Annotated in this window: 10 protein-coding genes; 6 read left to right on the top strand and 4 right to left on the bottom strand. The window is 55.3% G+C overall.

Going from position 1 to position 12,745, the window contains the following annotated elements:
- The first annotated feature begins 64 nt into the window (after positions 1–64).
- The gene (locus LA5095_RS27125; protein ID WP_082442940.1) at positions 65–922 is read left to right on the top strand and encodes a tetratricopeptide repeat protein; all 858 of its coding nucleotides are present in this window, start codon (positions 65–67) and stop codon (positions 920–922) included.
- Between the two features lie 589 nt (positions 923–1,511).
- On the opposite strand, the gene xth is transcribed toward LA5095_RS27125, so the two are convergent.
- Both xth and erpA read right to left on the bottom strand, forming a co-directional pair.
- Positions 1,512–2,294 (bottom strand): exodeoxyribonuclease III, encoded by a 783-nt coding sequence (gene xth / locus LA5095_RS27115; protein ID WP_029065529.1) that lies wholly within the window; start codon positions 2,292–2,294, stop codon positions 1,512–1,514.
- Between the two features lie 66 nt (positions 2,295–2,360).
- On the bottom strand, positions 2,361–2,702 hold the full coding sequence (gene erpA / locus LA5095_RS27110; protein WP_029065530.1) for an iron-sulfur cluster insertion protein ErpA: 342 nt from the start codon (positions 2,700–2,702) through the stop codon (positions 2,361–2,363).
- A 155-nt stretch (positions 2,703–2,857) separates the two neighbouring features.
- Here erpA and LA5095_RS27105 point away from each other — a divergent pair, with 155 nt between their 5' ends.
- The 3 genes from LA5095_RS27105 to LA5095_RS27095 all read left to right on the top strand — a co-directional run bounded on the left by LA5095_RS27105 (position 2,858) and on the right by LA5095_RS27095 (position 8,540).
- A complete protein-coding gene (locus tag LA5095_RS27105; protein WP_208992886.1) occupies positions 2,858–4,063 on the top strand; it encodes a deoxyguanosinetriphosphate triphosphohydrolase in 1,206 nt (401 codons plus the stop codon).
- A 74-nt stretch (positions 4,064–4,137) separates the two neighbouring features.
- The gene (argS, locus tag LA5095_RS27100; protein ID WP_055120765.1) at positions 4,138–5,907 is read left to right on the top strand and encodes an arginine--tRNA ligase; all 1,770 of its coding nucleotides are present in this window, start codon (positions 4,138–4,140) and stop codon (positions 5,905–5,907) included.
- A gap of 71 nt (positions 5,908–5,978) precedes the next feature.
- The gene (locus tag LA5095_RS27095) at positions 5,979–8,540 is read left to right on the top strand and encodes an SPOR domain-containing protein (protein ID WP_055120762.1); all 2,562 of its coding nucleotides are present in this window, start codon (positions 5,979–5,981) and stop codon (positions 8,538–8,540) included.
- Between the two features lie 53 nt (positions 8,541–8,593).
- Here LA5095_RS27095 and LA5095_RS27090 read toward each other — a convergent pair whose 3' ends face one another.
- Positions 8,594–9,526 carry a LysR family transcriptional regulator gene (locus LA5095_RS27090; RefSeq protein ID WP_208992878.1) on the bottom strand — a complete coding sequence of 311 codons (933 nt, stop codon included), beginning with the start codon at positions 9,524–9,526 and terminating at the stop codon, positions 8,594–8,596.
- Positions 9,527–9,644: 118 nt separating this feature from the next.
- Between LA5095_RS27090 and LA5095_RS27085 the strand changes: the two genes are divergently transcribed.
- Positions 9,645–10,568, top strand: a complete 924-nt coding sequence (locus LA5095_RS27085) for a DMT family transporter (RefSeq protein WP_055120759.1) — start codon at positions 9,645–9,647, stop codon at positions 10,566–10,568.
- 15 nt (positions 10,569–10,583) lie between these two features.
- Here the strand turns inward: LA5095_RS27085 and LA5095_RS27080 are convergent, their stop codons facing one another.
- Positions 10,584–11,600, bottom strand: coding sequence for an alpha/beta hydrolase (locus LA5095_RS27080; RefSeq protein ID WP_055120756.1), 1,017 nt, complete (start codon positions 11,598–11,600; stop codon positions 10,584–10,586).
- Positions 11,601–11,718: 118 nt separating this feature from the next.
- Between LA5095_RS27080 and nagZ the strand changes: the two genes are divergently transcribed.
- On the top strand, positions 11,719–12,738 hold the full coding sequence (gene nagZ, locus LA5095_RS27075) for a beta-N-acetylhexosaminidase (protein ID WP_055120754.1): 1,020 nt from the start codon (positions 11,719–11,721) through the stop codon (positions 12,736–12,738).
- The last annotated feature ends 7 nt before the right edge of the window (positions 12,739–12,745 follow it).

The following is a 12,745-nucleotide window of genomic DNA, read 5'->3' as shown; positions in this document are numbered from 1 at the left end:
AAATGCCGTCAACGACCAACGGCACAGCGGTGAATATCGTACTGTGCGTAATTGTGTGACAGGTATGCGAAAGAAGGTTTCGAGACTGGGCGGCTCGGGAATGCGGACAGTCATGTTCTCTTCTCTGCTGTTTCTGGGTCTCGCCGAACCGGCCGCCGCTTTTGACGGACAGCCAGCACCGAACGTTTCGATTGGACCGCAGGATCTGTCTCCTACCGAAGCATTGCGTGAGGGCGCTCGCCAGTATTATTCGGGCAACAAGGTCGAAGCGCTTAATTCCTTGCAATATGCTGCTGAAAACGGACAGCCCATGGCAGCGTGGAAACTTGGAGAAATGTACTCCAAGGGCGACGGTGTCCAGGAAGACGACCTGAGGGCGTTCGAATACTACAGCCAGATTGTCCGCGAGCATGGCGACGACAGCCCGAGCGCACCTGATGCCCCCTTTGTTTCCAGTGCACTTGTTGCTCTCGGCACGTATTATCTCAATGGAATCGACGGAACTGTTCCGAAAAACGAAGCGCGTGCGCGTCAGATTTTCACACATGCCGCGTCTTACTTCGGTGATGCGGAGGCGCAATATGAACTGGGTCAGATGTATCAGGACAACAACAGCCGTATGGCCGTGCGCTGGTACAATCTGGCGGCGCTCAAGGGGCATGTCGGGGCACAAGCACGGCTCGGTGAAACTCTTTACAACATAGGGTCTTCGGAAAAGAAGAAAGCGCGTGGACTGATGTGGTTGACGGTGGCCAGGGAACAGGCTGTGGGCTCGGAAGCCGACTGGATCCACACCATGCATGAGCAATATTTTGCTGTGTCACCAGAGCATGTACGTGAGAGAGCCCGCTCGCTTGCCGACGGCTGGATCGAACAGAACCGGCCTGACATGCTTACCGCGCAGAAACTCAAGACACAGTAGAGTTTTCGTTTTTCAATAGAACAGACAGAACGACAACCCCAAATGAAGGCTTGGGCCTATCCCGGGCTGACTGGCATTGGCTTTGTTTTGTCGCCAGCTGGCAGGGGTGTCGCATTTTCGACCTGCTCTACGGAAGCCGGACTTAGCTGCGACAGCGGGCAGGGGGCGTTGCTGAGTTGCCAGGACGTGTTGTTGAGCACCATGGCGCATGTCGCCATTTTCGAACCATTCGGGCTTTTCAGGCAAATGGATTCGCCCAGACCGTAATCCTCACCCTGGTATCGACAGGTGCACGAGATACTTTGGGCACTGGCAACAGAAGCGAGACATACTCCGCCTAAAAACGCCGTTGCTGCTAAGGCTCTGACAAAACAGCAAAAATAAGAAGCTCCGGCCTCAACGAGCGACGCCGGATAGTGCTTTTGTCCGCTATTTGCCGGTGCGGACTGGAGATGGCCTACCGTTATCCCATGGTCTCAAACAATATCATGCAGAAGGTTTACCGCAAGTAGGACGCCGGTCCGCGTCGTTGTATACGAGTTTCCGGGGATGAAAATCGACGAGATGCAAACGTGCGCAGTTTCCGGGCTCAAGCTGCCAGCTCGACCCAGACCGGCACATGGTCGGACGGCTTTTCCCACCCGCGAACATGCTTGTCTATGCCGCATCCGGATATCAGATCCGTGGCTTGCGGTGACAGCAGGATGTGATCGATGCGGATGCCATTGTTTTTCTGCCAGGCACCAGCCTGATAGTCCCAGAAAGTATATGTCTCCGCTGCTTCGGTACACGCTCTCACGGCTTCTGTGAAACCGAGGTTCGTCAGCGCTCTGAAACGTTGTCTGCTCTCTGGTTGAAAGAGCGCGTCGTCCAGCCAGTTTTTCGCGTTTTTTGCGTCAATCGGATCCGGAATTACATTGTAATCGCCAAGGAGCAAATAGGCGTTTTCTTCGCGAAGCCGCCTTTCGGCATGTGGGATCAGACGATCCATCCAGGCCAGCTTGTAGGGAAATTTTTCACTTCCGAGCGGATTGCCATTCGGAAGATAGAGACATCCAAAGCGAATGACACCTTTGTCGCTCGAAACGGCTCCTTCGATGAAACGCGCCTGTTCGTCACCATCGTCGCCGGGAAGCCTGCGTTCGACGTCCTCGAGCGGTTGCTTGGATAACAGCGCGACCCCGTTGAAACCCTTTTGACCGTGGGTTTCGACGTTGTAGCCGAGATCCTCGAAGGGCTGTCGCGGAAAATTCTCGTCGACCGATTTGATTTCCTGAAGACAGGCAACATCCGGCGACGTTTCCTTCAACCACTCGAGAACCGTATCGATACGTGCCTTGACGCCGTTGATGTTCCAGGTCGCGATTCTCATCGTTCGATTTGCCTCATGTAAGAAAAAGGCCGGAGACTCCGGCCTTGAAACACGTGTGCGCTCAGGTCAAATGGTAAAACTGGTGCCGCAGCCACACCCGGCGACCGCGTTGGGGTTGTTTATCTGAAAAGACTGTCCGATCAGATCGTCGACGAAGTCAATCTCCGATCCTTCCATATACTGAAGCGATACCGTATCGATCAGAACGATCGCTCCTGGATTTTCAATGACAAAATCGTCGTCTTCGTTACTGTCGACGACGTCGTATTTGTATTGAAGCCCGGAGCAGCCGCCACCTTCTACACTGACCCTGAGCATGCTGCCTTCGGCCTCGTTCGACAATATTTTGGCAATGCGCTTGGCAGCGCGTTCGCTGACTGTTACTCGATTTTCTGGTGTATCGGTCATGTTCTGCTGACTCGCTAGGCTCTTGCTGCTGGCAAAGAGCGTGAAACCTGATTTATTCAGATAAGTAAGTTTTGAAGTCGCCCGCGTCAATCTGCGGCGCGGTTAGACTGGGTGAAGATGCTGTGAATGGCGACGGATCGACAACTAAAACTGACATTGGCTTCGGAGCTCAGACCCGGGCGGTGTACGCCGAAAATCCGCGCCTGAGCAAAGGGCGCCTGTTTCCGGAAACCGAAAGTCCTACCCGGACACCCTTTCAACGGGACCGCGACCGGATCATTCATTCCTCGGCCTTCAGAAGATTGAAGCACAAGACACAGGTCTTTGTATATCACGAGGGCGATCATTTCCGTACACGTCTGACGCACACGATCGAGGTCTCCCAGATCGCCCGGTCGCTGGCAAGAGCGCTGCGCCTTGACGAAGACCTCGCAGAGTGCTTGGCGCTTGCGCATGATCTCGGTCACACCCCGTTTGGACATGAAGGCGAGGATGTCATGCACGAGTGCATGGCGCCCTTTGATGGTTTTGATCACAATGCCCAGTCCCTGCGCGTTGTCACGCATCTCGAACAACGCTACGCGGAATTCGACGGATTGAACCTGGCCTGGGAAACTCTGGAGGGACTTGTCAAACACAATGGGCCTCTTCTTGATTCAGACGGCAACCCGATCGGAAAATTCAAGGGCGGCCGACTGCCGTTTGCGATCAGCGAATATGCAGACAAGCAGGATCTCTTGCTGGACACCTGGCCGGGCAGCGAGGCTCAGGCGGCCGCAATCGCGGACGACATTGCCTATGACGCTCATGACCTGGATGACGGATTGAGAGCGGGTCTTTTCGCTGTGGAAGACATGCGCGAAGTCCCGTTTCTTGCCGACATTCTGGTAGATGTTGACAGAAAGTATCCCGGGTTGGAGGAAAGCAGGCGAATCCACGAGATCGTCCGCAGATCGATCACAAGAATGGTTGAGGACGTCATCAGGGAAGCCGTCGGCAACATATCCGAACTTGATCCGAAATCTGCAAACGATATCAGAATGGCCGGAAGGGGTCTTGTCGGGTTTTCCGATGAAATGGCACTTGCGGAAAAGGAAGTTAAGAGATTTCTGTTCGCCCGTGTTTATCGCCATGCGGATGTTTTGGCCGTTCGCAAGCTCGTTGCCCGCATCGTGAAGGATCTGTTTCGCAAATACCAGTCGGACCCCGAATTGATGCCACATCCATGGAATGTTGGTCTGGGTTCCCTGGGCGATACCGAAACAGCCCGGCGAATATGCGATTACATTGCCGGCATGACCGACCGCTACGCCATCGAGGAGCACCGCAGGCTGTTTGACGACACTCCGGATTTAGGGTAGGCGCAGGGGCGAATTTGCTGCCCTGTTGTTCACGGGAATCCCGTGCTTGGAAGACCAAACTTGATCGGTGTAAAATGAATATCTTCGCAGACTTCACGCAGCGCGTGAAAAATGCACTCCAGGAGCTTGAACTTCATGATGAAAATGGAGTTTCACCGGATTTGACGCGCGTAGTGGTCGAAGCCCCGAGGGATCCCGATCACGGCGACTTCGCAACCAATGCAGCAATGGTGCTTGCAAAACCGCTCAAGATGAAACCGCGCGACCTTGCCGAAAAACTCGTCCAAAAACTCAATCAGGACCCGGACATAACCGAGACGACGATAGCTGGACCTGGGTTCATCAACCTCCGGGTCGCACCTGCCGTTTGGCAGCGGGTTCTCGGCAGTGTTCTTGGTCTTGGTGAGAGCTTTGGAGCGACTGCTCTGCAGCCTTCTCCGAAGGTGAATGTCGAATATGTGTCGGCGAATCCGACCGGACCAATGCATGTCGGACACATTCGCGGTGCCGTCGTTGGCGATGCTCTTGCCAATCTGCTGGCTTTTGCCGGCAACGATGTCGTCAAGGAATACTACATTAATGACGCGGGATCGCAGATCGAAACTCTTGCGCGGAGCGCATACCTTCGGTACCGCGAGGCTCTCGGTGAAGACATAGGCGAAATCCCGTCTGGTCTTTATCCAGGCGATTATCTCAAGCCGGTAGGGTCTCTGCTCAAGGACCAGTTTGGCGAAAAACTGCTGGGAATGCCGGATGCCGAATGGCTTCCAATCGTGAAGGAGGCCGCGATGGCGGCGATGCTCGATCTTATAAGAGCAGACCTTGCGGCACTTGGAGTCGAACACGAGATTTTCTTTTCTGAAAAAACGCTCCATGACAGGAGCGGTGCCAATGGTTCGAAGATCGACCATATGCTGGATGGGCTGCGGGAAAAGGGGCTTATCTATCAGGGGACCTTGCCGCCACCCAAAGGACAGGTGCCGGAAGACTGGGAAGACCGCGAACAGACGCTCTTTCGGGCGAGCGATTTTGGTGATGATACGGACCGGGCACTGAAAAAGTCTGATGGGTCGTATACCTATTTCGCAGCCGACGTTGCCTACTTCCAGGACAAGTTCGAACGGGGTTTCAAGGAAACGATCTATATCCTGGGTGCCGATCATAGTGGTTACGCAAAACGGTTGCAGGCTGTTGGCAAGGCAGTATCCGGCGGCGAAACCGATGTCATTGTCAGGTTTTGCCAGCTCGTGAAACTGATGCGTGACGGTGAGCCGGTCAAAATGTCCAAACGGTCGGGCGACTTTGTTACTTTGAGAGAAGTCGTCGATGAAGTCGGTTCGGACCCGGTTCGCTTCATGATGCTGTTCCGGAAAAACGACGCTCCGCTGGATTTCGATTTCAACAAGGTAACGGAGCAGTCGAAAGACAATCCGGTTTTCTATGTGCAATACGGGCATGCAAGGTGCTGTTCTGTGCTGCGACAGGCGTCGGAAGAACTTCCAGACCTGGAGACTGCGGACAGCGACCTTGCTGATGCGGACCTCACTTTGCTCGGTGACAGCGGTGAGCTTGAATTGATTGCCAAGATGGCTGAATGGCCCAAAGTGGTGAATGCAGCGGCGGAAACACATGAGCCGCACAGGATCGCGTTTTATCTACATGATTTGGCGAGTTCACTCCATGGCCATTGGAATAGAGGCAAGGAAATGCCGCATTTACGTTTTATTGACGCCGGTAACCCGAAATTAACCCTGGCACGTCTTGCTTTGGTACGTGCAATATCTTTGGTGCTCTCTTCAGGACTTTCGATTCTTGGTGTAAATGCACCTGAGGAAATGCGTTAGGCAAATGTCGCTGTCCCGTGTGCCGAAGGTGAAGCGCGCGCGGAAAAACTGAACCGGTTTTCGTAAGGCTCATGGCAAACGATTACGAAAATAATCAAGCTGATGAACCCGCGTCCTCTGCCGAGGAAGGTGCGGTGCGACCGGCCATGGAAGATCCGCTTCTTGAATTGGCACGGATTGTCCAGAAAAACAAACAATTGGGGGCAAATGTGAGCAGTGGTCGGGTCGAAAGTACAGACTATTTTGCAGAACTTGACGACTTTGCCCCGGACGCGGAAAAGACGGTAGAGCCTGCGCATGGGCGAGTTGAGCCTTCCTTTGCTGCGGACACGGTGAAACCCTCCGTCAAGGAACCGGCGGCGTTTCATCCCGAGTCTTCGCAAGCACCTATTATTGGCGAAATCCGTAACCAGTTTTTCGCAAGGCGTGACGATGATTCGGCATCGCGATTTCCGCTTGCTGAAGACCACAGATTCGCACCAACCCCTGTTGAGCCGACCGAAAACGTATCTCCCTTGTGGCCGAGGCCCAACAATCCACAGCCTTCAGAGCCGACAATAGCGGATCCCCAAACTGCAGGACCGCTAGTTGAATCCAGTTTCCTGCAGAAAGTGACTCCGGCAGAATCTTCAGCAGCGTCTGTACCACCTGCGAGTGACCCGCTGGTGCGGCAGGTTACTCAAGAAAGCACGGTACTGGCGCCCAAAGTTGCTCTGGACCTTGAGCAGAATTTGACCGCGGAACTGGAAGACGAACTCATCGGAGCGTTGCGTCAGTCTGTGGATGAGGAGATTGCGCCGGTACCGGCCGAAGCCGAAGATAATTTGGTTTCGTCTGACCCGTTTGACGAGATCACCGAATTCGAAGCCCCGGACGAATTGGCCAGCACGCAGCCGGCCGCGTACTCGCTGCCGCGAAACAATTCTTATGTGCGAACGCCTGCAGAGTTGTTGGAGCAGGTCAGGCAGACAGCGCCTTCCGACGATACTCACATCGCAGAGCAGCGCCAAATTCCTGTTGAACGTCCTCGTGAACATCCGATTCAAGTCGCCGAGCCTGAGCGCACTGTTGAGCGGAGATTGAACACGGCCTCCGAAACAAGGCGGCCGGCGATTGATGAAAGCGACTTTTTCGCTGCATTGAATCCCGAACCAGTCGCGTCGCAATCTCGCGATGTAGCGCCTGCGATCGAGGAAAAGGAAAGCCCCGCCGGAATTGACGCCCTGTTCGCTGACCTTGATTTCCCGGAGCGCGACAACAGGCAACCTGTCGCAGTTGAACCCGAGGTTCCGGAGGAGGACCTTGATGCAACGGCTGACGATATCGACGACATGGCCTGGCCTGCTGCGGCCAATGCTGTTCCGCAGGTAACGGAAGAAGAGACACCTCCACCGCCGGAAGGGTATGATCTTGATGCAGTCGCCAGAGCGATGCAGGAAAGTGACCCCAGCCTCAATGGAGCCGGTGTGTTGCCTCCGCATTCAGCCGCGGAAAAGGAAGCAATCCCGCAGGCGAAGGAGAGGTCGCGTCGGGGTCTTTACGTTACACTGGGTATCGTCGGCGTTGCTGCGCTCGGGGGAGCCGGCTTCTTTCTTGTCGATGGAGATGCAGTTCAGGTCCCGAGTGGCCCTCCACCTGTCATCAGCGGTTTGCAGGAGCCTTTGAAGATCTATCCGGAACAGAGCCAGACACAGACGAAAATTCTGGATCGGGTCAACAGTACAGCCGAAACTGTTCCGGATCGTCTGGACGTTCAGGAAACACCGCAGCCTGTCGAATTGCCGCCTGCACCGGCCTCCACCAACAACACGGAACTGGCTCCGGGAACACCCAAACAGGTGCGAACCGTTATCGTTCGTCCCGATGGCACAATCGTTTCGGCTGATGAAGCGGCGACTGCGGCCCCAACTCAGCCGATTGCACCTGTACCGCAGCCTCCTGTGAACCAGGCCCCGTCGGTATCCGTTGATACATCCCGGATTGTTCCTGCTGCACCTGTAGTTGCGGATGCTGCCACGGCAGAACCAGTCGTATCAGCACCCGAGCCAACAGAAACATTGCCGGTTCAGACGCAGGACGAAGCACCGGCACCAGTCGCGGCAGCCGAACCGGCTGCTCCTGATGTGCCTGCAATCGTCAACGACAATCAACAACCGACAGTGACGGAGCCGGCTGTTGCGGAGCCGGCCGCACCAGTTCCCACGGTTCTTCCCAGGAAAAAACCCGTTCCGCCTGTGCGGGTTGCCAGCGCACCTGCGACACAAAACACGTCTTCAACTCCGGCGCAGGCCGATGGCCCGCTCAACTTGAATAATGCTTCAAGTGCCCCGGCGCCTGCCGCTACGACATCCGGCGGAACCTCGACAAGTGGATCGATTCCTTCCGGCACCTACATTGTCCAGGTGACGTCGCAACGCTCCGCCTCTGCAGCGAGCGATGCATTTGCAGGCCTTCAAAGGCGCTACCCGGGTGTGCTTGGCAATCGGAATGCGGTCATCGTGTCGGCTGACCTCGGCGACCGGGGAGTTTACTATCGTGCCAGAATTCCAACGAACTCGCGTGAAGACGCCAACAGGCTTTGTGAAAGCCTGACGGCAGCTGGAGGCGAATGCTTCGTAAGGCGGCAGCAGTAGCGCTTTTGCAGATCAATTCCGCACATAGACAAAGGGTCGGATTTCCGACCCGTTCATTCTGCTGCTTGCAGTGATCGTGACGGACCGGCACCGGTCAGTTTTGGCGACATTTCCTTATAAACGCTCGCAATGGCTTCAATTGCGCGCCGCACGGCAGGTTCCCTTCGCACGTCTCTGTGAACGATTATGTGCTCGGAGTTCGTCAACTCTTCCAGCGGGCCGGTCAGCGTGACAAGGTCAGGATGACCGTCACCCATGAAAACCGGCAGTACCGCGAGACCTTTGCCAGATACGGTCATGTTCAACAATGTCGTCATCGTATTGGTGCGCATTTTCGGTCGGCCGACTTGTTTTGCTTCCATCCAGCGAACCTGAGAAGGGTACCAAAGATCGTCCGGAGCAAATCCCAGCCAGTCGCAATTCTTGTATCGCAAGTCATTCAGTGCATCGGGATTGGAATTTACATAAGCACCGGATCCGTAAACGCCGTAAGCAAGGTCTCCGACCTTGCGTGCAATCAAGGTATCTGTCTCGGGAAGACAGCTGCGTATCTGCAGTTCAATGCCGCGCGATTGATGATCGGCATGCAGGTGACTTGAAATGATCTCCAATTCGACACCATCGAGAAGCGCGGTCAGATCGCAGAAACTGTCGGTCAGAATCCGTGCGCGCACTTCGTCGACTGCAACGCGCACGACCTTCAGCGCGGATCCGGAGAGATCCGGAAGAACGCGGCTCGCCGCATCCGCATTTTTGCGCATTTCTGCCGCCAGCGGTATCAGGCGCAGGCCGGCTTCGGTCGGTTTGAGACCGGTCGGTGTTCTGTCGAACAAACGCGCGCCCACCCGATCTTCAAAACGCTTCAGGCGGCGGCTCAATTGAGGTTGGCTGAGGTCCAGTGCTTTTGCAGCACCGGACAAGGATCTCATCCGTGCAGCTGCATCGATCAGTTTCAAGTCATCCCAGTTCATGGGAGAGATATACATAAACGGCTACAAACCTGCAATGCGATGCGTTTTTGCATGGCAGGTATAGCGATATTGTGTCTGACCCTTGCGCGATTTCGGTGTTAGAGACAGACAACCGGTATCGAGGAAAGTACCAATGCCACCAACGTCGATCCACTCACGTCCGGAAAACACTGTACTTGCATTTGCACTTGCACTGGCCGGAATGACGGCTTTCACGCCTGTTTTCGCTGCAGGAAAGATTGCGGACGGCTTGTTGCCGGTTGCCGTTCTGGTGTGGTTGCGGTTTCTCGGCGGGGCCATGACGATTGTCGGCTACGGTGCCGTCAGACGTGTCCCGGTTTTCTCACGGCTAAGTCCTCTCTGGAAGCTTCACCTGATGCGTGCGTTCTGCGGTGTTGGCGGACTGGCATGTACGATTTATGCCGCCAGCATCCTTCCGTTGGCCGACGCGACCGCCATAGGATTGACAAAAGGCATTATCGCCATTGCGCTTGCGGGCGTAATCTTGAAGGAGATGATTACCGGTCGTCACTGGCTGGCAGGCGGCCTTTGTGCCATCGGCGCTTATCTGGTCGTGCGGGCCGCGAACAACGCGGAGGGCGGGACGTCACTTGCGTTGGACGGTATTATTGCCGCTCTTTTCGCGGCCGTTTTCATGGCATGCGAGGCGTTGATCATGCGCTATATAGCGCAGCGTGAAGATACCGTGACAATCCTGGCTTATGTGAACGTATTCGCCAGCGTGATCCTGACGGCGCCGGTGCTCTGGCTCATCAGTGCACAGGACATCTCCTGGAACAGTCTGCTGGTGTTTGCGTGGCTCGGTCCTGTTGCAATCATTGGCCAGTCTCTCAATATCTCTGCTTACCGGCGCGCGGGCGCCGCGACACTTGCACCGATTTACTATGGCAGCGTCGTTCTGGCGGCGATTTTTGCCTACGTTTTTTGGGGCGAAATCCCGTCTCCGCTTGCAGCCGTCGGTGCCTGCCTGATTATTCTGGGCGGGGTTGTCCTGTCGGTTCCTCTAACAGCCGGAAAGGGACGGAAGCCTGTTTGAGCCTGTTTTCCTGACTCACTTTCCCAGCAGTTTGTTTGCAAGAAACGGCAGACTTTCATCGAGGCGATAATCGATTGAAGAGTGGTTGTCATTGAATTCCTGATAGACGTGCTCAACACCGGCCGCGACCAGCTTTCTCTGCAATCTTCTCGCCCCGTAGACAAGATTGTATTGATCGACATAACCGCAATCGATCCAGAGACCCTTCATTGATTTCAGGGGGGCGATATGATCGTCGACCATCTCGACGGGATCCCAGCGCAGCCAGGCAGCCCAGCGTTCTTCGATGACCTCGCAGGTTTCCAGGTCAACGGGCAACCTGATGCCACAAAACACTTCCGGATCGGGATCAGGATCATAGGTCGCTGCCATTGCGAATGTCATGAGGTCGTGGAGTGAGTTACCCGGATATTTTGGCCCTTTTTCGAAGTCAGTGACGAAGGCCTCAATGGATCCTGCTTTTGCGATGACCCGCAGCGCGCTTGCCATTTCGGGCAAGTAGCACAGCTCGAATGCCATGTCTCCGGAATGGCACGCGGCTGCGGACCATACATCGGGGTGCTTCATGGCGTGAACGATCGAACCGTACCCACCGGACGATTTGCCGAATATACCGCGCATCCCGGCACCACCACATCCGAAACGACCCTCGATGTCTTCGAGCATCTCGGTGGTTAGCCATGTTGCCCAGGGCCCCATGACAAGGCTGTCAATGTACTGATTTCCGCCGAGGCGCGTAAAGCAGTCGGGAAACGCCACAACCACGGGAGGAAGGTCTCCGTCATGGATAAGACGGTCGAGACGTTCCGGTACATTTTCTCCAAAATTTTTCCAGTTGGTGTGGGCGGGGCCTCCGGCCGTAAAACCGACAATATCCACGAGAAGAGGCAAATCGGCACCATCGTGACCATGGGGTGTATAGACAACAATCTCGCGCGTAGCCGTGTCACCCAGTCTGTTCTGGCCAAGAATCTCTGACCGGTGCGAGATCCGGTGCAGCGTGCCGGCTGGAATATCGAGACGCGCGCGCATGGGAGGCTCCAATCCTGACTGAGTGCATATGTGACTAGATTGCAAGTTCAGGGGATGGGCGCAAGAGGACAGGAAGGCTTTCTTGACGGGTTCGAAGCTGCCCGTTAAGCCGGAAGTCATGACCAAAGCCTTTGTTTCCGGGTGCGCAGGACCGTTTCTGACCCAAGACGAAATCGCCTTTTTCAGGGACGCAGATCCCTGGGGCCTCATCTTGTTTGCGCGAAACATAGAGTCGCCCGAGCAGGTGAAGCAACTTACGTCCACGTTTCGGCAAGCCGTTGCGCGCGCAGATGCTCCGGTTCTGGTTGATCAGGAAGGAGGGCGCGTCCAGCGCCTGAAACCACCGCATTGGCCCAAGTATCCTGCGCCGAAACTCTTTGGCGACTTGTTCGACAAGAACCCTGAAATTGGGTTGCGAGCAGCCTGGCTCGGTTCGCGCCTGATTGCCGGGGATCTGTTTGAAGTCGGTGTCACGATAGACTGTCTGCCGTGTCTGGATGTTCGTTTTCCCGACACTGTCGATGCTATTGGTGATCGGTCCCTTTCTGCGAATCCGGAAACCGTTGCGACACTTGGCCGGGCCATGATTGACGGGGCAAGAGCGGGAGGGGTGCTTCCTGTCATAAAGCACATCCCGGGGCACGGTCGCGCACGCGTCGACAGTCATCTTGAGCTTCCCAGGGTGGAAGCAGGTCTTTTGGAGCTGAAAAGCGTGGATTTCCGGCCCTTCAAGGCACTTTCTAGCGTGTCATTGGGTATGACTGCCCATATTGTGTACGAAGGGATCGATCCGGAAACGGCAGGAACACAGAGCAAGAAAGTAGTTCAGGATATTATCCGGAAGGAAATCGGATTTGATGGCTGCCTGATGAGCGACGACATATCGATGAACGCACTCGGAGGTGACTTTGTCGAACGGTCCCGGAAAATAGTCGAGGCAGGCTGTGATATTGTTCTGCATTGCAACGGTGATATGGACGAAATGATAGCTGTTGCCGAAGCTGTGCCACACCTTGCTGGTGAGGCCGAACGCAGGTGCGCGAAAGCGTTGAACGAGTTGAAGGCACCGGCACCCGGCTTTGACGAAAAAGCTGCCTGGGATGAGTTTTGTAAATTGACCGGGTGGCAGGGTGCTTGACCGGAGC

It is taken from the genome of Roseibium album, from assembly GCF_001404515.1.
Taxonomy (GTDB): Bacteria; Pseudomonadota; Alphaproteobacteria; order Rhizobiales; family Stappiaceae; genus Roseibium; species Roseibium album.
Note: the sequence above shows the minus strand (reverse complement) of the source record. Positions and strands in the feature narration are given on the sequence as shown.